The sequence below is a fragment of the Brevundimonas sp. genome, assembly GCF_044336875.1.
Taxonomy (GTDB): Bacteria; Pseudomonadota; Alphaproteobacteria; order Caulobacterales; family Caulobacteraceae; genus Brevundimonas.
Map to the genome: position 1 here is coordinate 72,755 of NZ_JBIIOP010000011.1, position 20,324 is coordinate 93,078.

The following is a 20,324-nucleotide window of genomic DNA, read 5'->3' on the forward strand; positions in this document are numbered from 1 at the left end:
AAATCTATCGGGCCGGGCAGCGCAGGGCGGCGCTGGCCGCGTCGTCGCCGGACAGGGACGGCGGCAGTTCGGTCGTGCCCCAGGCGGTCGGGGCCGGTCCCATGTGCAGGGTCAGCCGCCCGCCGGCCGCGATCTCGCTGTGGCGGAACCAGGCCCGGTCGAGGGGGCGCCCGTTCAGCTCGGCCGACTGGACGTAGCGGTTGGCCGGATCGGCGGCGCCCGGGGCCTCGATCACGAAGGTCCGTCCTTCGCCGATGGCCATCTCGCTGCGGGTGAAGATCGGCGAGCCGATCAGGTACAGGTCCTGGCCGGCGACGGGGAAGAAGCCCATGGCGTGGAAGGCGTACCAGCTGGACATGGCGCCGGAATCCTCCGGCCCCGGAGTGCCGCCGCGCGCGTCCAGGAAGCCCTTGCCGCGATAGTCGATGATCCGCTGCACCGACTTATCCGGCCGTCCGACATAGTGGTACAGCATCGGCGCCAGGAAGCCCGGCTCGTTGGTCATGTCGAACTGCAGCCGATCGAACAGGGCGTCTACGCGGCGGATGAAGGCGTCGCGGCCGCCCGACAATTCGACCAGACGCGCCACGTCGTGCGGCGCATACAGGGAATAGGTCCACAGGTCGGCCTCGTAGAAGAAGTCCGGCCAGGTGCCGCGCTTGGCCATATAGGGCTCGGCCCAGCTTCCGTCCGGGTTGCGCGGACGGATGAAGCCCTTGATCCCCTGGACCTCCATGTCCCGGTCGAACAGATTGGCGAAGTTTCCGGACTGGGCCCGGTAGCGCGCCGCCACCTCCGGCTGGCCCAGGCCGCACGCCACCTGGGCGATGGCGAAGTCGTTGTAGGCGTATTCGACCGTACGCGACCCGGCCCGGTCGTAGTCGGTCGAGATATAGCCCCGGTTCAGATAGTCGGGCAGGCCGCCCCGTCCTTCCTTCTCCGCGTCCGGCGGCGAGACGGTGGCGTTCTTGATCATGGCCTCGAAGGCGGCGCCATAGTCGATGCCGGTCATGCCCTTCACGAAGGCGTCGGCGACGACGACGTCGCTGTTCGATCCCCCTTGCGTGCGGCCATTGCTGTCGCCGACCCGTGCGTCCGGCATCCAGCCCTCATGGCGATAGACGTCGATCAGCGAGCGCAACAGGTCGCGGCTGCGCTCCGGCTGGATCAGGGTCAGCAGGGGCCAAGCGCTGCGGAAGGTGTCCCAGACGGCCTGATAGTCGTCATAATAGGGTTCGTCCGAGGTCCAGCCGGGGTTCTCGCCCGTGCGGTCCGACGGCATCAGCTGCAGGTGATACAGGGCGGTGTAGAACTGGCGCCGGTCGGCGGAACTGCCGCCCTCGACCCTGATCGGAGACAGGGCCTGCTCCCAGGCGGCGTGGGCCTCGGCGCGCGCCGTGTCGAAATCGGCGGCGGCCCGTGCGTTGCGCCGCGCCTGATCGACACTGACGAAGGAGACGCCGACCTTGGCGTTGACGACCCGGTCGGCCCGGCCGTCGAAGTCGAAACTGGCGCCGATCGGATGGTCGCCCTCGACGCTCAGGCTGGCGGCGTCAGAGAAGCCGTCCGCCCCCCAGGTCCGCACCCCGGCGGCGTCCTGATCCAGAAGGATGACGAAATAGACCCGGTATTCCCCGCCCAGGTTCCAGCCCCCGGCGTAGCGGCCCATGCCGCTGATCTCGCGCGCCGAGTTCACCGTCAAATCTGCGCCGAGGAATTTCTGGCCTTCACGACCATTGCTCTGGGTCAGGATCCGGTCCAGCCGCACGGTCAGATGGGCGTCCTCGCCCGAGCGGTAGGTATAGCGGTGCAGACCCGCCCGTTCCGTGGTGGTCAGCTCCACCCGCACGTCGGGCCGCGCCAGGGTGGCGGCGTAATAGTCGGGGGTCGCCGTCTCCTCGTTGGCAGGCGAGGTCACATCGGCCAGGTCCAGCACCCCCGTCGCCGGCATGATGCGGATATTGCCGTATTTCCCGGCCGCGCCCTGCAGGTGCAGGTGGCTGTAGCCCAGCACCCGGCCGCCGCTCAGATAGCCGAACTTGGACGGACGACCGTCGAAGCTTTCCATGTCCGGCCCCAGCTTGACCATGCCGAACGGGCGGGTCGCGCCCAGGAAGGACTGACCGTACCAGTCGACGCCGATGTAGGGATCCACCCAGGCCATCGGATCGCCGAGGTCCGGCTGCGCCGGCGCGGGCCCCAGACCCATCAGGAGACCGGCGGCCGCGAAGGCCGCCAGAGAACGGATTGACTTGCGCATGGGTCGAAGACTCCGGTCCGGCGGTCAGAGGTCGTGAATCGGTTCGGGCCGGCGACCTGGGTCGCCGGCCCGAGGCCTTGTCAGAAGCGGTAGGTGACGGCGGCGCGGATGTTGCGGCCCACCACCGAGCTGCCGATGTAGACGCTGTCGCCGACCTCGCCGTTCTCGATGGCGCCGGCGCGCGGATTGCCGTTCACCAGGCCGATCTCGTCGAACAGGTTGTTGACCATCAGGTTCAGCTGGACGCGGTCCGTCAGGTCGTAGCGGGCGTTCATGTCGACCAGCCAGTATTCCGGCAGATTGATCTGGTTGGCGACCTCGGCGAAACGCTGACCATAGAAGCCGATGTCGGCCTGGACCCGCAGGCGGTCGTTCAACAGGTTGACGCCGGGCGTGATGCGCAGGCTGTTTTCCGGCACCCGGATCAGACGGTTGTCGGAATAGTCGATCTGCTGGCCGGCGCTGTTGGTGTAGACGAAGTCGGTGAAGCGGGCGTCCTGATAGGTCCACATGGCGCGCAGGTCGAACCAGTCGACCGGGGTCCAGAAGGCCTCGACCTCGACGCCGTTGGTCTCGGTGTCGCCGAACACGCGGTTCAGCACCAGGGCGCCGTCGGGCGCCGTGCGGTAGTCGCTGATCTCATAGCTCTCATAGATCGAGCGGAAGGCCGTGACGTACAGGTCCAGGCTGGAACGGCTGAACTTCAGGCCGGCCTCGGTGAAATTCATCGTCTGTGTGACCGGATCGGCGCCGGCGTTGCCCAGGAAGCTGGAGATGCTGGGCAGGCGGAAGGCGCTGGTGTAGCGCACGAAGGCGCCCAGGTCCGGCTGGAACTGGTAGTTGGCGCCCAGGGTCCAGGAGGCGTGGTCGAACGACCGGTCGAAGCCGGTGAAGACGCCGTTGCCGGTGATGACCGAATCGTCGGCGGCCGTCGGGCTCTGGTTCAGGTTGACCCGACGACGTCCCTCGACCTCGCCCTCGATGTCGATCTTCTCCCAGCGGGCGCCGCCGTCGATGCGCAGCTTGTCGGTGACCTGCCATTCGTCGCTGGCGTAGAGGGCGAAGGTCTTGGACGAGCCGTTGGCGTTGTTCCACTCCGAGCCGTACGACATGATCCCGCCGTTGGTGAACTGGTACAGTTTGTCGCCCGAGCCGCTCAGCAGATAGGCGTCCAGCACCGCGGCGTTGTTCTTGACCTCGGTCAGGACCGCCGCCGAGTTGGTGCCGTACTCCTCGTCCACCGAGGCGAAATAGACGCCGAAGGCGGCGTTGTGCGATCCAAAGGCGTCAAACTTGGCCACCAGACGCGTGTCCGAGATGAACTCCTCCAGCGGCACGGTGTAGGAGCGGGCCAGGTTCACCAGCCCCAGACCGTTGCCGTTCTGGTTCGCCAGATCGAAGGCTTCGCCGCTGTCGCGATAGAACAGACCCAGGCTCTGGCCGGCGCCGACATAGGCGCCATAGGTCGAGGCCAGCAGGTCTTCGGCCGAGGCGACGCTGTAGGGGGTGATGCTGTTGCGGCGGGTGTAGCTGTCGCGATAGCGCATCCGGTGCTCAACCGTCAGGTTGTCCGTCAGCTTGTAGTCGCCGGTCATCGTCAGCTGGGTCAGCTCGACCGTGGTGCCGTCGGCGGCGTCGAACCCATAGACGCCGTCCGGGGTCAGGAAGTCGAAATGCTGCGTCTCGGGTCCGGCGATGGAGTCTTTCAGGACGTCATAGCCGGGCACGCCGACCGGATCGCCCGAGGCGTCGTTCATGAAGATGCCGCCGGCGGCGTTGCCGATCCGCTCGTCGATACGCTTGACGCCCAGCATGATCGAGCCGCGGTCGAAGTCGCGCGACAGGGTGGCGCGGAACTGGCCGCCCTCGTCCTGGCGATAGCCGGTGTCGCGCTGGCCGTCGGACAGGCGGTAGTAGCCGCCGACCAGATAGCGCCAGTCGGTGTCGCCGATCGGGCCGCCGACCCAGCCGTCCACGCGGTGGGAATTGTAGTCGCTGGTCTCGTATCGGGCGAGGCCTTCCGTGGTGTCGCCGCCGCGCCGGGTGATGAAGTTGATCACCGCGCCCGGGGCGTTGGAATAGAAGATCGACGACGGTCCGCCGCGCACGACCTCGATGCGCTGGGCCGTCTGGTCGACCCGCATCGACTGGTCGGCGTTCAGCCAGCCCAGGCCGGCGTCCGCCTGGGCCGCGATGCCGTCTTCCAGCAGGCCCACCGTCGAATAGCCGTCGTTGGGGATGCCGCGGACGCGGATATTGCCGCTGGCCTCGCCGGACGAATTCTCGATCCAGAAGCCGGGAACATTCTTCAGCGCCTCGCCGACGCCGACCGGAGCGCGCATCTGCAGGTCCTCCTCGGACACGGTCGAGATGGCGTAGCTGGCCTCGACCTTCTTCTGCGCGGCGCCGGCGCGGCCGGTGACGATCACTTCGTCAAGCTGGGCGGCGTCGGTCGCGGCGTCCTGCGCAAAGGCAGGCGAAACCCAGGCGACGCTGGACGCCAGGGCGGCGAGCAGGGACAGGCGAGAAGCGGAATGGCGGAACATGGAACGACCCCGTTGGTGACGAGGCCGCTACATGATAGTCATCAGTATCGTTTTCATGACACGTCTGCGAAGAATGCTGTCAGGAACGGGCGAACGGCTTGGAAGGCTTGATGACCGGATACAGACAACCGCTTCAGGATCGCTCGAAGCGCACCTTCGAAGGCCTGCTCGACGCTGCGGGCCAGCTTCTGGCGGAGGTCGGGCTGGAGCGTATATCGGCCAATCTGATCTGCGAACGCGCGGGCGTCACGCCCCCCGCCTTCTATCGCTATTTCGACGACAAACAGGCCATCCTGCTCGCCTTGGCGGAACGCATCCTGGAGCGGCAGACGGTCATCCTGAACGCCTGGGTCGAGCGCTATCGCGACAGCGGTCTGGAAACCCTTTCCAAAGCCGGCGTCACCCTCATGCGCGATCTGAACGCCGTGACGGCGGCCGCGCCCGAATGGCTTTGGGTCATGCGCGCCCTGCATGCGATGCCCGCCCTGTCCCACATCCGACTGATGGCGCACAACGCCTGCGCCGATCTGCTGACCGACGTCTACATGCCCTATCTGCCGCATGTCCCGCGCGAGGTCGTGCGCCGGCGCACCCGGATGTCGGTGGAAATCGCCTATGCGATGGACGAGATGGTCAAGGAGGGCGAAGCCGATCCGGACCTGCTCTACGAAGACGCCGCCCATGTCTTCCAGGCCATGTTCCACTACCCGGACTACGCCCCGCAGAACAGGCCAGCCCTCCCGCCCACGGCCCCGCTTCCTTTACCGCCGCTCGAGGCGCGGTCTCGCGTCCTGGAGTAAAGCCCGTCCAGTTGATCAGCGCGCCAAGGCCGTCTGGTCGATGGCTGCGATCGACCTGGCGCCGGTCAGGGTCATGGCCACCCGCATCTCCTTCTCGAACAGGTCGAGCAGATTGGCGACGCCCGCCTCGCCGGCCGCCGCCAGGGCGTAGACGAAGGCGCGGCCCAGCATGACGGCGTCGGCGCCTAGGGCGATGGCGCGCACCACGTCCAGACCGTTGCGGACGCCTGAATCGACCAGGATCTTCAGATCGCCCTTCACCGCATTCGCGATGGCGGGCAGCGCCCGGGCCGAGGACAGAACGCCGTCCAGCTGACGCCCGCCGTGGTTCGACACCACTATGCCGTCGGCGCCGAAGGCGACCGCGTCGCGGGCGTCCTGGGCGTCCAGCACGCCCTTGATGATCATCGGCCCGTCCCAGAAGTCGCGGATCCATTGCAGATCCTTCCACGAGATCGACGGATCGAAATTGGCGCCTAGCCAGCCGATATAGTCGGCCAGCCCCGTGGGCTTGCCCAGATAGGCCGAGACATTCCCCAGATCGTGCGGCCGTCCGTTCAGCCCCACGTCCCAGGCCCAGGCCGGATGGGTCATGGCCTGCACCATCCGGCGCATCTCGGCGTTCGAGCCGCTCATGCCCGAATGGGCGTCGCGATAGCGGGCGCCGGGGGTCGGCATGTCGACGGTGAAGACCAGGGTCTTCACTCCCGCCGCCTTCGCCCGCTCCAGCGCGCTCTTCATGAAGCCCCGGTCGCGAAGCACATAGAGCTGGAACCACATCGGCCGGTCGATGGCGGGCGCCACCTCCTCGATCGGGCAGACCGAGACGGTGGACAGGGTGAAGGGCACGCCGCGCGAGGCCGCAGCCTTCGCAGCCTGAACCTCGCCGCGCCGGGCGTACATGCCGGTCAGGCCGACCGGCGCCAGAATCAAGGGCAGACGCAGGGTCTCGTCGAACAGCCTGGTCTCGAGGCTGAGACTGGTCATGTCCTGCAGCACGCGCTGGCGCAGGGCGATGGCCTGCCAGTCCTCGACATTGCGGCGCAGGGTCTGCTCGGCGTAGGCGCCGCCGTCGATGTAATGGAACAGGAAGGGCGGCAGCTTGCGGCGCGCGGCCTCGCGATAATCGCCGGGCGACGAGATGATCATCGGACGCCCTACTGGAAATTGGCGAAGGCGCCGCCGTCGACCAGCAGGGCCGCGCCGGACATGTAGCCCGCCATGTCCGAGGCCAGGAAGGCGACGACCGAGGCGATGTCCTCCGGACGGCCCAGACGCCCCAGCGGGATGCGACCTTCCATATATTTGCGCTTCGCCGGGTCGGCGAGATCGTCCTTGTTGATGTCGGTGGCGATGGTGCCCGGCAGGACCGAGTTGCAGCGAATGCCGTGACGACCCAGCGCGACGGCGCACGACTGCATCAGGCTGTGCACCCCCGCCTTGGTCGGGGTGTAGTGGGTCTGCATCTCGCCGCCGACCAGGGCCGAGATCGAACTGATGGCGACGATGGAACCGCCCTCCCCCTGTTTCACCATCTGGTTCGCGGCCGCCTGGGTCATGAAATAGGCCCCGTGGAGATTGACCTCCATCGTGCGGCGCAGGGTCTCGACCGGCATATCGAGGAAGGCGTGGAAGGGGCAGATGCCGGCGTTGGAGACGAAGACGTCCACCCGACCGAAGGCCTCGACGGCCGCGTTCACGAAGGTCGCGGCGCTTTCCGGCAGGGCCACGTCGGCGTCGACGACGATGGCCTTGCGGCCCAGGGCCTCGATCTCGGCGACCACCTCGGCGGCGACGATGTCGTCCTTGTAGGTGTTGATGGCGACGTTGGCGCCCTGTCTGGCCGCCTCGACGGCCGTCGCCCGTCCGATACCCCGCGATGCGCCCGTGATCAGGACGACCTTGTTCTCAAGCAACATGCGGGCTCCGGCGTTTCTCTATTATGGTTTGGGCAGCCAACCGAGGTCGGCGCTGATGGCGTCGGCGGCGTCGGTGACGGTCTTGGTCAGTTCCGTCATCCGGGCGTCGGACATATATTGAGCGGCCGAGGAGACGCTGAGCGCGGCGACGATATGGCCGTCCACCGAACGGATCGGGGCGGCGACGCAGCGGATCTGGTCCTCGTTCTCTTCCAGGTCGAAGGCATAGCCCTTCTGGGCGTAGCCATGCATCCGCTCCAGCCAGACGGCGCGGGCGGACGAATCGAAGGCCGCGCCGGGGGCGGCGTAGAAGTCGATCCATTCCGGCTCGGTCTTGTCGAGGATCAGGGCCTTGCCCAGGCCGGTCGAGGCGATCGGATGCCGTTCGCCCAGGCGCGAGCCGATGTTGATGCGGCGACGACCGGCGACCTTGTCCAGATAGAGGGCGTGACGGCCGTCCAGCACGCCCAGGTGGACCGTGTCGTCGGTCTGGGCCGACAGCTGTTCCAGCCAGGGCCGGGCGACACGCGGCAGGTGCATCTGCTGGCTGGCCGCATGACCCAGTTCCAGCAGTTTCGGCCCCAGGCTGTAGCCCTCGCGCGGACGGAAAGACAGAAGGCGCCGATCGACCAGGGCCGAGGCCAGGCGGTGGGTGGTGCTGCGGGTCAGGTCCAGTTTTTCGGACAGTTCGGCCAGCGGCAGCGAGCCCTCCATCAGGGCGTCGATCACATCCAGACCACGCAACAGGGTCTGACTGCCGGACGCCTTCACGCCGACTTCTTCTTCCCCATCGACCTGTTCGGTCTTGATTGACGCCGCTCGTCCCATTTTGTAATCCTTATTCTCAGAATGTAGCAAAACGCGCAAGTCGTCCTACTCCACAGTATGGACTTTGAAGCGACGCACGGAGGAAAGCCAGTGAAATCCCGCATGATGGGAGCCAATCACCGAATTCCGGTGTTCGCTCGATGAGTCGCCTTCCGAAGATCAAGCACGTGCGCGCCTTCGTCGTTAAGAACGACGGCGCGGGCGGCGGCGCCGACTATCACGACCAGGGCGACGGCCACTGGATCGACGACCATATCGCCACGCCGATGGCGAAATACCCCGAGTATCGCCAGAGCCGCCGTAGCTTCGGCATCAATGTGCTGGGCACCCTGGTGGTCGAGATCGAGGCCGAGAACGGCGTGGTCGGGTTCGCCGTCACGACCGGGGGCGAACCCGCCGCCTATATCGTCGAGAAACACTTGGCCCGCTTCCTGGAGGGGCGCGACCCGACCGAGGTCGAGAAGATCTGGGACCAGATGTATTTCTCGACCCAGTATTACGGTCGCAAGGGTCTGGTGGTGAACGCCATCTCGGGCGTGGACCTGGCCCTGTGGGATCTGCTGGGCCGCCTGCGTCAGGAGCCGGTCTTCGCCATGCTGGGCGGGGCGGTGCGCGACGAGCTGCAATTCTATGCGACCGGCGCCCGGCCGGACAAGGCCAAGGAATTAGGCTTCATCGGCGGCAAGATGCCCCTGCACCACGGCCCCGCCGAGGGCGAGGAAGGGCTGAAGAAAAACCTGGCCGAACTGGAGGCCATGCGGAACGCCTGCGGCGACGACTTCTGGCTGATGTTCGACTGCTGGATGGCGCTGGACCTGAACTACGCCACCCGTCTGGCCCAGGCCGCCCACAAATACGGGCTGAAGTGGATCGAGGAAGCCCTGAGCCCCGACGACTATTGGGGCTATCAGGCGCTGAAGAAGAACGCCCCCCCGGGGATGCTGGTCACCACCGGCGAGCATGAGGCCACCCGCTGGGGCTTCCGCATGCTGCTGGAGATGGAATGCTGCGACATCATCCAGCCGGACGTGGGCTGGTGCGGCGGCGTGACCGAACTGATCAAGATCTCGGACCTGGCCGACGCCAAGGGCGTGCTGATGATCCCGCACGGCTCGTCAGTCTATTCCTACCATTTCGTGGTGACGCGCCATAACAGCCCGTTCGCCGAATTCCTGATGATGGCGCCGGGGGCCGACGAGGTCGTGCCCATGTTCCACCCCCAGCTGATCGGCGAACCCGTGCCGGTGAACGGCCGCCTGAAGGTGCCGGATGCGCCCGGCTTCGGCGTCGAACTGAACCGCGACATCGCCCTGCATCGCCCCTACGCGCGCTAAGACGAGAAGAGACCTCCCAGATGAAACTGCTCCGCTACGGCCCCAAGGGTCAGGAAAAACCCGGCCTGCTGGATGACGAGGGCCGCATCCGCGACCTGTCCGGCCATGTCGCCGACATCACCCCCGACCTGCTGTCGGCCGAGGGCCTGGCGAAACTCGCCGCGATCGACGTCGCATCCCTGCCCGTCGTCGAGGGCGAGCAGCGCTACGGGGTGCCGGTCAACGGCAGCCGCAAATTCATCGCCATCGGCCTGAACTTCGCCGACCACGCGGCGGAGTCGAACCTGCCCATTCCGGCCGAGCCGGTTGTCTTCACCAAGGCCATCACCTGCCTGAACGGTCCGAACGACGACGTGGTCATCCCGCGCGGTTCGGAAAAGACCGACTGGGAGGTCGAACTGGGCGTGGTGATCGGCAAGACCGCCTCCTACGTGACCAAGGAAGAGGCCCTGGATCACGTCGCCGGCTATGTCCTGATCAACGACGTGTCCGAGCGCGCCTTCCAGATCGAGCGCGGCCCCACCTGGGACAAGGGCAAGGGCTGCGACACCTTCGGTCCGGTCGGCCCCTGGCTGGTCACGACCGACGAGGTCGGCGACGTCCAGGATCTGGACATGTGGCTGGATCTGAACGGCAAGCGGATGCAGACCGGCAGCACCAGGACGATGATCTTCACCGTCGCCGAGATCGTCTCCTACCTGTCCGAGTTCATGACGCTGGAGCCCGGCGACCTGATCACCACCGGCACCCCGCCCGGCGTCGGCCTGGGCCAGAAGCCGCCCCTCTATCTGAAGGCCGGCGACCAAGTTCGACTGGGCATCCAGAAGCTGGGCGAACAGGGCCAGACCTTCGTGGCGTGGTCGCGATGAGCGCTTATTCCGGACGTTTCGAAGGCCGCACCGCCGTCGTCACCGGCGGCGCCTCGGGCCTGGGCAAGGCCTCGGCCGCCCGCATCGTAGCCGAAGGCGGCAAGGTGGTCCTGTGGGACCTCAATGCGGACGCACTGAAGGCTGCGGCGGAAGAGGTCGGCGCAACCCATGTGATCGCCGTGGACGTCGCCGAACCGGGCGCGGTGCAGGAAGCCGCCGAGGCTTCAGCAGCGGCTCTGGGCGGCCGCATCGACATCCTGGTCGCCTCGGCCGGGATCACCGGCGCCACCGTGCCGGTTCACGAGTTTCCGATCGACAGCTGGAAACGGGTCGTCGACATCAATCTGAACGGGATCTTCTACTGCTCGCGCGCGGTCGTGCCCTTCATGCTGGCCAACAGCTACGGCCGGATCGTCAATGTCGCCTCGGTCGCCGGCAAGGAAGGCAATCCCAACGCCAGCGCCTATTCGGCCTCCAAGGCAGGCGTGATCGGCTTCACCAAGTCGCTGGGCAAGGAACTGGCCGGCAGGGGCGTGATCGCCAACAGCCTGACCCCCGCCACCTTCGAGAGCCCGATCCTGGAACAACTGCCCCAGAGCCAGGTCGACTATATGCGTTCCAAGATCCCGATGGGCCGTCTGGGGGAAGTCGAGGAGAGCGCCGCCATGGTCTGTTTCATGGCCTCGGAAGAATGCAGCTTCACCACCGCCTCGACGTTCGATACGTCGGGCGGCCGCACGACCTACTAGGAGTCCCCGCAGGTGGCCTCGGACCTTCGCATCGTCGACAGCCATGTCCACCTGTGGGACCTGTCGCGTGCGCGTTACGGCTGGCTTCAGGACGATCCCCTGCCGAACAATCCGGCGGGGGACATGAGCCCCATCGCCCATCGTGACTATCTGCTGAAGGACTATATGGCGGACACGACCGGCTGGCGCGTGGACAAGATCGTCCATGTCGAGGCCGGCCAGCCCGTGGGTTGTCAGCTGTCGGAAACCGACTGGCTTCAGTCGCTCGCGAATGACACCGGTTATCCGGAAGCGATCGTCGCCGGCGCCGACCTGCTGGATCCCGATCTGGACGCCCTGCTGGAGGCCTACGCCGCCCGGTCGAACGTGCGCGGGATCCGTCAGATCGTCTGCTGGCACGAAGACCCGCTGAAGACCTATACCGACCGCGACCTGCTGCGCGATCCGCAATGGGTCGAAGGTTTCGCCAAGCTGGCCCGTCATGGCCTGTCCTTCGACCTGCAGCTCTACCCGTCGCAGATGGCCACCGCCGCCATCATCGCCGCCCGCCACCCCGACATCCCGATGATCGTCAATCACGCCGGTCTGCCGACCGACCGCGACGAGGCGGGCATGGAGCGGTGGCGCACGGGTCTGCGCCTGCTGGCCGCTCAGGCCCAGGTCTCGATCAAGATCTCGGGGCTTGGCATCACCGACCGCGCCTGGACGCCCGACAGCCTCCGCCCGATCGTGCTGGAATGCATCGACGCCTTCGGGACGGAGCGGGCCATGTTCGCCTCCGACTTCCCGGTCGAGCGCGTCCACGGCAGCTTCGACGCCTTCTATTCCGCCTTCGACGCGATCACGGCCGACTTCTCGGGCGACGAACGCGACCGCCTGTTCGCCGCCAACGCCGAGGCGATCTACCGAGTCTAACCAGTCCGCCGAAGCCGCACCAAGACGGCAAGGCCCCGAGGAACACCAGGAGAGTATCCCATGGTCATCGAGACCGACGCCGCCCACACGCCCGGAGGGCTCGTAAAGCCTGCCGGTTCCCTGAAGGGCCCGCTGGCCTTCGCCATCGCCTGCTTCCTGATCTGGGGCCTGGCCTATGGTCTCTTGGACGTGCTGAACAAGCATTTCCAGGAGACGCTGAGCATCAGCCAGGCCGACAGCGCCTGGCTGCAGATCGCCTATTTCGGCGCCTATCTGCTGCTGTCGGTTCCGGCGGGGATGTTGCTGCACGCGCGCGGCTACAAGTTCGGCATCGTCTCGGGCCTGGCCGTCACCGCCGTCGGCGCCCTGCTGTTCATCCCGGCGGCGGGCGCGGGCGCCTTCCTGCCCTTCGTCGGCTCGATGTTCGTTCTCGCCGCCGGCCTGTGCATCCTCGAGACCAGCGCCGACACCTATGTCAACGTCCTGGGCGATCCGGCCAAGGCGTCGCAACGTCTGAATCTGGCCCAATCCTTCAACGCCCTGGGCGTCTTCTTCGGCCCCCTGATCGGCGGCGCCGTCTTCTTCAGCCCGACCACGACCGAGGCCCTGGGCGGGGCGACCCGTTCGATCCAGATCGTCTACGGGCTGATCGCCGTCGGCGTCGTCCTGTTCGCCATCGCCGTCTGGCGCGCTCGCCTGCCCGAGACCGGCCTGTCCGACCACGGCGGCGCGGTCGCGGGCGACGCCCCCGCCAAGCCCCTGTCGCAACAGCCGCACTTCATCGCCGGCGTGATCACCCAGGCCCTCTACATCGGCGCCCAGGTCGGGATCGGCGCCTATTTCATCAATCTGGTCACCCACAACTGGACCGGCCTGTCGTCGCAACAGGGCGCCTTCATGCTGTCGCTGGCGGCGATCGGCTATCTGGTCGGCCGCTTCCTCGCCACCGCCCTGCTGCTGAAGGTCCGCCCGCGCGTTCTGCTGACCGCCTATGGCGTCATCAACGTCGTCCTGACCCTGATCGTCGCCGCCGGGATCAACATCGTTTCGCCGGTCGCCCTGATCGCCGTCTTCTTCTTCATGTCGACCATGTTCGCGACCATCTTCGCCCTGGGCACGACCGGACTGGGCGCCGGGACCAAGAAGGCCTCCTCCCTGATGGTCATGGCCATCGGCGGCGGGGTGCTGCTGCCCTGGCCGATGGGCAAGCTCGCCGACACCTATGGCGCCAATGTCGCCTTCCTGCTGCCCGCCGTCTGTTTCGCCGTCGTCGCCTGGTACGGCTGGAAGGGCGCGGGGCTGGGACTGAGGACGGAGGCTGAGTGATGCGCCTGAGAACCGCGCTTCTCGCCTTCACCCTGCTGGCCGGCCCCACCGCCGCCTGCGCCCAGACGTTGGCGCCGCCCCCGGCCGTCGCCCCCGCCGTCGCGCCTGCCGCGCCGATCGACCGTCAGGCCCTGGCGACCCGCCACAATGTCGTGCTGACGGCCATCGACCGCCATGCGCCGATCATGCTGGGCAACGGCGACCTGGGCTTCACCGCCGACATCACGGGCCTGCAGACCTTTCCCGAACAATATTCGGAACTCGCCCCCCTGCTGACCATGGCCCAGTGGGCCTGGCACAGCTTCCCCAATCCGAACGGCTACACCGAACAGGACGGCCTGATCGAGGCGCCCGTGCCCGGCCGGGGCGAACAGCCCTACGCCTGGATGAAGTCCTGGGCCGTGGCCGAGACCCAGCCCGCCTACACCTGGCTGCGCGCCAATCCGCACCGGATCTCGCTCAGCCGCATCGGCCTGACCTTCTCCGACGGCAGACCGCTGGACTTCGCCAGGGTCGCCGACACGCGCCAGACCCTGGACCTGTGGTCCGGCGCCCTGACCAGCCGCTTCACCTATGACGGCCGACCGGTCGAGGTGGTGACCCGCGTCCACCCGACCCTGGACATGGTCATGGTCGAGATCGCCTCGCCTCTGATCGCTGACCAAGGGCTGGGGGTTCAGGTCCGCTATCCGGCCGTGAACCCCGCCATCAATCCCGATCCGACGACCTTCGACAGCGACGGCGCCCGGAGCCTGGAGGTCATCGCCCACGACACCGGCGACATCCGCATCCGCCGCACCCTGGATGACACCGCCTATTATTCCGGCGTCACCGCCTCGGGCCGTATCGAACAGACCGGCCCCGACGCCTTCCGCATCGCCTCGACCGGCCGCGACCGCCTGACCGTCATGGTCCGCTTCGACCAGCAGGCCCAGGCGCCCGCGACGCCCGCCTACAGCGCCGGCGTCCAGGCCACGACCGCCCACTGGAACGGTTTCTGGACCCGGGGCGGCGCCGTCGACTTCACCGGCAGCACCGATCCCCGCGCCGCCGAACTGGAGCGCCGGGTGGTGCTGTCGCAATATCTGTCGGCGGTGAACGGCGCAGGCGAACTGCCGCCGCAGGAAGAGGGCCTGTTCTCCAACAGCTGGTACGGCAAGTTCCATCTGGAGATGCATCCCTGGCATTCCGGCTGGCAGGCGATGTGGGGCCATGCCGACCTGCTGGAACGCAGCCTGCCCTGGTATGTCGCCCACCTGCCCAAGGCCCGCGAGGAGGCCGCGCGTCACCGCGTCCAGGGCGCCTGGTGGCCCAAGATGGTCGGGCCGGAGGGCCGCAACAGCCCCAGCCTGGTCTCCCCCTTCATCATGTGGCAGCAGCCGCATCCGATCCTGCTGGCCGAACTGGTCTGGCGCGCCGAGAAGGATCCGGCCCTGCTGGACCGCTACGGCGAGGTGGTCGAGGCCACCGCCGACCTGCTGGCCTCCTGGCCCATCGAACGGGACGGCCGCCTGAACCTGGGAACCCCGATGATCCCGGCCCAGGAGAACTACGACCCGCTGACCACGACCAATCCGACCTTCGAAGTCGAATATTTCCGCTGGGCGCTGGAGACGGCGCAACAGTGGCGCGAACGGAAAGGCCAGCCGCGCAAGGCCGAATGGGACCAGGCCCTGGCCCGGATCGCCCCGCCGCCGATGAAGGACGGCCTGTATCTTCCGGTCGAGAGCGTCCCCGACTTCTGGCAAACGGCCATGTCCGAGGCCTGCCGCAAGCACGCGGCGGCGGCCCAGTGCAAGAACCGCGACCACCCCTCCTTCCTGATGGCCTATGGCTTCATTCCGGGCGAACGGATCGACCCGGAGGCCATGCGCCGCACTTTCGAGGCGGTCGAGACGAACTGGGACGTGCGCCAGACCTGGGGCTGGGACTTCCCGATGATGGCGATGACGGCCGCCCGGCTGGGGGAGCCTGAAAAGGCCGTCGACTGGCTGTTCGCCGATCTGAAGAACAATCAGTGGGGCCCGACCGGCATGACCCCGCGCGTCCATCTGGATGAGCACGCCGACGAACTGGTGCCGGTCTCGGCCGGCGCCGGCGGGGTCGAGATGGCGGTCAATCCGGACGGTCCCGGCTATCGCCGCGCCGCCGAGACCTATTTCCCGTCGAACGGTTCGCTGCTGATGGCCGTGGGTCTGATGGCCGGCGGCTGGGACGGTTCGACCGGTCCCGCGCCGGGCTTTCCGAAGGACGGCTGGACCGTCCGGGTCGAAGGCCTGACGCCCGCGCCGTAAGCAAGAAAACAGAGGAACGCCCCCAATGACGACCTCACGCCGCAACGCCCTGAAGGCCCTGCTGGCCGCCCCCGCCGTCGGCGCCCTTGCGAGCACGGCCCAGGCCCGGCAGGGGCCGGTTCACGCCCCCCTGCCCGCCCCCGGCCAAACCCCGGTATGGCCCGCGCCGAACACCGCCCCGCCCTCGACCCAGGAGACGCCGGTCGAGCGGCCGCGCTGGGACCGCCCGGTCCCGACCGACTGGATCGATCCGAAGACCGGCCACCGCATCCGCCGCGTCTCGCCCGACGGCGGCGGCGGAAAGCCCTATTTCTACAAGAACATGTTCCTGCCGCCGAAGTCCGGCGCGCCCGACCTGATGGTCATCTCGACGCCGCAGGGCATCTCGACCGTCGATCTGAACACCTGGGCCGTCAGCGTCCTCGTCCCCGAGCATGAGGCCGACCTGATGTTCACCGGCCGCAAGGGCCGCAACGTCTATTATTCGGTCACCGCGCCGGGCGAGGCCCAGCTGATGGACCGGGCCAAGACCCTGTTCGTCGTCGACGTCGACACCAAAGAGCGTCGCGAGATCGGCCGTATCCCGAACGGCCAAATCAACTCGGTCAACGCCGACGAGACCCTGCTGCTCGGCTTCGTCGCCTATGACAGCCAGCCGCTGCAGCCGACCGTGCCCGATCCGCGCAACCGCCGTTTCGACCAGGCCGAATACGCCGCCAACGGCCCGGACGGAAAGCCGCTGAACTTCGCCCGCGCCAAGGGCGTGCGGATGCTGCAGCGCTGGGCCGCCCGCTATCCGATGGAGATCTTCGTCATCGACCTGGCCACCGGCGAACGCCGGGTGATCCACAAGACCAACGAATGGATCGGCCACACCCAGTTCTCGCCCACCGATCCGCAGCAGATCATTTTCTGCCACGAGGGGCCCTGGCACCGGGTCGACCGGATGTGGGCCATTCGCGCCGACGGCACGGGCCTGAGAAAGACTCACCAGCGGACCATGAACTTCGAGATCTTCGGCCACGAATGGTTCAGCCCGGACGGGAAACAGGTCCACTACGACCTGCAGACCCCGCGCGGTCAGGTCTTCTGGGTCGCCTCGGTCGATCTGGAGACCGGCAAGCGCACCTATCGCCGGGTCGAGCAGAACGACTGGTCGGTCCACTACAACGTCTCGCCGGACGGCAGTCTGTTCGCCGGCGACGGCGGCGACGGCGACATGGTCGCCCATGCCCCCGACGGCAAATGGATGGTCCTGCTGCGCCCCGAACCGGTCGTGGACGCCGATCCGTCCAGCGACAAGGACGACCAGATCTTCGTCGAATATCTGCGCTCGGAACGGCTGGTGGACCTGTCCAACCACGACTACCGGCTGGAGCCGAACCTGACCTTCACCCCGGACGGCAAGTGGCTGGTCTTCGTCTCCAACATGCACGGGACGAACCACGTCTACGCCGTCGAGGTGGCGCGGCCGGCCTGACCGGACCTGACCGGACCTGGCCGACCCGCCCGGAAATCCCGTCTCTCCGTCGTAGCAACGCGTGCGTATTGCAAAATGCGAGAAGCTGTTGCAAGAAGTGGCACGTCGCCAATCCAACTATGCGCGACGCTATACCAAAAAATGACACCGGTGCCAGCGAGCGCCGGACTTGGGGAGTGAATGACTATGCGACGGATCAACACCCGGACTCTGTGCGCCGTCGGCGTGTCCCTGGCGGCTCTGGCGGCCGCCGCGCCAGCCCTGGCCCAGACTGCGACGGACCAGACCGCGCCGACCACGACCGAAGACACCCCTTCCGCAGCGGCCCAGGAAGACGGCGCCACCGAGGTCGGAGAGATCGTCGTCACCGGCTTCCGCTCCAGCCTTCAGCAGGCCCTGAACATCAAGCGCCGCGAGGCCGGCGCCGTCGACGCCATCCTGGCCGAGGACATGGCCGACTTCCCCGACCAGAACCTGGCCGAGGCCATCCAGCGCCTGCCGGGCGTCACCATCGACCGCGTCAACGGCCAGGGCACGACCATTTCGGTGCGCGGCCTGGGCTCGGACTTCACCCGCACGCGGATCAACGGCCTTGAGGCGCAGGCGGCGTCGGGCGGCAACCGCAATCGCAGCTTCGATTTCTCGATGTTCGCCTCCGAGCTGTTCAACAGCATCAAGGTCCGCAAGACCCAATCCGCCGAGATCGAGGAAGGCTCGCTGGGCGCCACTGTCGATCTGCAGACCGGTCGCCCGCTCGACTTCGGCGGCAACGGCCTGAACTCGGCCCTGTCGGTCCAGTCCTCCTACAACGACCTGTCCGAAAAAGCCGTGCCGCGCCTGGCCGGCCTGCTGAGCTGGACTAACGAGGACCGCACCTTCGGCGCCTTGGTGTCGATCGCCTATTCCGAACGTTCGCCGATCCTGGGCAGCTTCAACACGACCCGCTGGCAATCGGGTTCGGTCAATCCGCCGATCCCTGCGGGCAAGACCCTGGCCGACTATCCCAACTATCCGTACGGCCTGGGCCAGAACTTCGCCGGCTGCATCCCCTGCACCACGACGGCCGAACGCGACGCCGTGCTCAGCGCCTATTATCCGCGCATTCCCCGCTACACCCTGGGCAACACCCAGGAAGACCGACTGGGCATGACCGGCTCGCTGCAGTGGCGTCCCAGCGAACGCACGGAAGCGGTGCTGGACGTCCTGTGGTCACGGTTCAACTCCGAACTGGAAAGCCCCAATATCGAAGCCTGGTCCTTCAGCCGCGCCAATGTGAACAGCGTCGTCGTGCGCGACTACGAGATCGACCCCGACAAGAACATCCTGTCCTACGGCGTCTTCGACAACATGCTGGTGCGCGCCGAGAACGGGTTCACGCGCAACGAAAGCAACTTCTACCAGGCGTCCCTGAACGTCCGTCACGACTTCTCGGATCGCCTGCACGGCAATCTGAAGATCGGGGCCAACCGCTCGGAAGCCCGCACTCCGCTGAACGTCGCCTACGCCTTCGAAGCTAGCGGCGTGAACGGCTACAGCTTCGACTTCCGCGAGGATGACCGCAAGCCGACGATCAACTACGGCTTCGACGTCACCTCGGGCCAGCGCTTCACCCTGGTCAATGCGACGCGAAGCACTTCGGGCGGCAATTTCGACAACCAGGTCGGGGCCGGTTCGCTGGCCTACGACTGGTCCGACTCGCTCACCTTCAAGCTGGGCGGCGAGTACCGCACCTATGGGTTCGAGACCTTCGGCCTGACCCGCGCCAAGACCAACCCGACCGGCGCCGATCGCCTGACGGGCGTCGACAGCATCGGCCGCGTCGTGGACATCTCCGGCGGCGTGGATGCGGGCGCCGGCTCCGACCTCCAGTTCATCGTTCCCGACATCTCGAAGATCGCCGACTTCCTCAGCTTCTATGACGATCCGCTGGTCGCCAACCAGAGCGAGCGGGAGGTGGACGAGACGGACAAGGGCGTCTTCTTCCAGACCGACTTCAACACCACCGTCGGCGGCATGGTCCTGCGCGGCAACGCCGGCGTCCGCTACGCCCAGACCGAAGTGGTGGCCAAGGGCTGGCGGGCGGCGACAGCGGGAACGCCGCCGGTCACGACCTATGAATATCTGACGACCAAGAACGACTATGACGACGTGCTGCCGTCGTTTAACCTTGCGCTGGAGCCGCGCGAGGATCTGGTCGTGCGCCTGGGCGCCGCCAAGGTCATGTCGCGTCCGACCCTGGGCGACCTGACGCCGGGCGGCAGCGTGGCCCCGACGACGCGCACGGTCTCCTTCGGCAATCCGCTGCTCGATCCGTTCCGCGCCACCAACTACGACTTCTCCGTCGAATGGTATTTCCAGAACGAGGGCCTGCTGGCCGGGGCGGTCTTCTACAAGGACATCGACAGCTTCATCACCTCCGAGACCGTGCCCATCCCCTATAATCAGCTGGGGCTGCCGAACGAGCTTCTGCAGGGTGCCGCCCTCCCGACCGACATCTTCCAGGTCACGCGTCGCCTGAACGGCGCAGGCGGTTCGTTGAAGGGGATCGAGATCCAATATCAGCAGCCCTTCACCTTCCTGCCGGGCTTCTGGTCGAACTTCGGCTTCACCGGCAATGTCACCTGGGTCGATTCCGAGGTGAGCTATGGCACCGCCGGCACGAACCGCCTGACGGGTCAGTCGAAGAACACCGCCAACGCGACCCTGTATTACGAGGACGGCCCCTTCCAGGCCCGCGTGTCGGTGGCGCACCGCAGCCAGTATCTGCTGTCCTACCCGGGCGCGAACGGCAACTCGGAAGAGGGTGTCAACGACACCACCAATATCGACGCCTCGATGTCGTACGAGTTCACGCCGAATCTGACCTTCTCGCTCGAAGGCATCAACCTGACCGACGAATACACCGATCGATACGTCGATGTGACGGACCGCGTGTCCGACTACCGTCACACCGGCCGCGAGATCGCCGTAGGATTGCGCTGGAAGTACTGACCTTCCCTCCCTG

At 66.9% G+C, this 20,324-nt stretch carries 14 protein-coding genes; 9 read left to right on the forward strand and 5 right to left on the reverse strand.

All coding sequences use genetic code 11. From position 1 onward, the window contains the following. Positions 1 to 4 precede the first annotated feature (4 nt). Both ACIQ1T_RS13110 and ACIQ1T_RS13115 read right to left on the reverse strand, forming a co-directional pair. On the reverse strand, positions 5 to 2,260 hold the full coding sequence (locus ACIQ1T_RS13110) for a GH92 family glycosyl hydrolase (protein WP_395945001.1): 2,256 nt from the start codon (positions 2,258 to 2,260) through the stop codon (positions 5 to 7). Positions 2,261 to 2,340: 80 nt separating this feature from the next. Further along, complete coding sequence (locus ACIQ1T_RS13115) at positions 2,341 to 4,806, reverse strand: TonB-dependent receptor (protein ID WP_395945002.1); 2,466 nt, start codon at positions 4,804 to 4,806, stop codon at positions 2,341 to 2,343. A gap of 110 nt (positions 4,807 to 4,916) precedes the next feature. Here ACIQ1T_RS13115 and ACIQ1T_RS13120 point away from each other — a divergent pair, with 110 nt between their 5' ends. Beyond that, positions 4,917 to 5,606, forward strand: coding sequence for a TetR/AcrR family transcriptional regulator (locus ACIQ1T_RS13120; protein WP_395945003.1), 690 nt, complete (start codon positions 4,917 to 4,919; stop codon positions 5,604 to 5,606). A gap of 15 nt (positions 5,607 to 5,621) precedes the next feature. Here ACIQ1T_RS13120 and lldD read toward each other — a convergent pair whose 3' ends face one another. Genes lldD through ACIQ1T_RS13135 form a run of 3 tightly spaced genes read right to left on the reverse strand, consistent with a single transcriptional unit; the run spans position 5,622 to position 8,353 of the window. Beyond that, positions 5,622 to 6,755 carry an FMN-dependent L-lactate dehydrogenase LldD gene (gene lldD / locus ACIQ1T_RS13125; protein ID WP_395945004.1) on the reverse strand — a complete coding sequence of 378 codons (1,134 nt, stop codon included), beginning with the start codon at positions 6,753 to 6,755 and terminating at the stop codon, positions 5,622 to 5,624. An 8-nt stretch (positions 6,756 to 6,763) separates the two neighbouring features. Continuing rightward, positions 6,764 to 7,525: an SDR family NAD(P)-dependent oxidoreductase gene (locus ACIQ1T_RS13130; RefSeq protein WP_395945005.1), complete on the reverse strand. Its 762-nt coding sequence runs from the start codon at positions 7,523 to 7,525 to the stop codon at positions 6,764 to 6,766. 21 nt (positions 7,526 to 7,546) lie between these two features. After that, a complete protein-coding gene (locus ACIQ1T_RS13135; RefSeq protein ID WP_395945006.1) occupies positions 7,547 to 8,353 on the reverse strand; it encodes an IclR family transcriptional regulator in 807 nt (268 codons plus the stop codon). Between the two features lie 140 nt (positions 8,354 to 8,493). Between ACIQ1T_RS13135 and rhmD the strand changes: the two genes are divergently transcribed. The 8 genes from rhmD (at position 8,494) to ACIQ1T_RS13175 (ending at position 20,311) form a co-directional block, all read left to right on the forward strand. After that, complete coding sequence (gene rhmD, locus ACIQ1T_RS13140) at positions 8,494 to 9,687, forward strand: L-rhamnonate dehydratase (RefSeq protein WP_395945007.1); 1,194 nt, start codon at positions 8,494 to 8,496, stop codon at positions 9,685 to 9,687. 20 nt (positions 9,688 to 9,707) lie between these two features. Then, positions 9,708 to 10,556: a fumarylacetoacetate hydrolase family protein gene (locus ACIQ1T_RS13145; protein WP_395945008.1), complete on the forward strand. Its 849-nt coding sequence runs from the start codon at positions 9,708 to 9,710 to the stop codon at positions 10,554 to 10,556. Then, positions 10,553 to 11,305 (forward strand): SDR family NAD(P)-dependent oxidoreductase, encoded by a 753-nt coding sequence (locus tag ACIQ1T_RS13150; protein WP_395945009.1) that lies wholly within the window; start codon positions 10,553 to 10,555, stop codon positions 11,303 to 11,305. The genes ACIQ1T_RS13145 and ACIQ1T_RS13150 overlap by 4 nt, the downstream gene beginning before the upstream one ends. A gap of 12 nt (positions 11,306 to 11,317) precedes the next feature. Continuing rightward, positions 11,318 to 12,220 carry an amidohydrolase family protein gene (locus ACIQ1T_RS13155; RefSeq protein WP_395945010.1) on the forward strand — a complete coding sequence of 301 codons (903 nt, stop codon included), beginning with the start codon at positions 11,318 to 11,320 and terminating at the stop codon, positions 12,218 to 12,220. Positions 12,221 to 12,280: 60 nt separating this feature from the next. After that, the gene (locus tag ACIQ1T_RS13160) at positions 12,281 to 13,546 is read left to right on the forward strand and encodes a sugar MFS transporter (RefSeq protein WP_395945011.1); all 1,266 of its coding nucleotides are present in this window, start codon (positions 12,281 to 12,283) and stop codon (positions 13,544 to 13,546) included. Continuing rightward, the gene (locus ACIQ1T_RS13165) at positions 13,546 to 15,840 is read left to right on the forward strand and encodes a hypothetical protein (RefSeq protein ID WP_395945012.1); all 2,295 of its coding nucleotides are present in this window, start codon (positions 13,546 to 13,548) and stop codon (positions 15,838 to 15,840) included. The genes ACIQ1T_RS13160 and ACIQ1T_RS13165 overlap by 1 nt, the downstream gene beginning before the upstream one ends. Before the next feature lie 25 nt (positions 15,841 to 15,865). Continuing rightward, positions 15,866 to 17,320: an oligogalacturonate lyase family protein gene (locus tag ACIQ1T_RS13170; protein ID WP_395945013.1), complete on the forward strand. Its 1,455-nt coding sequence runs from the start codon at positions 15,866 to 15,868 to the stop codon at positions 17,318 to 17,320. 180 nt (positions 17,321 to 17,500) lie between these two features. Further along, positions 17,501 to 20,311, forward strand: coding sequence for a TonB-dependent receptor (locus tag ACIQ1T_RS13175; protein ID WP_395945014.1), 2,811 nt, complete (start codon positions 17,501 to 17,503; stop codon positions 20,309 to 20,311). The last annotated feature ends 13 nt before the right edge of the window (positions 20,312 to 20,324 follow it).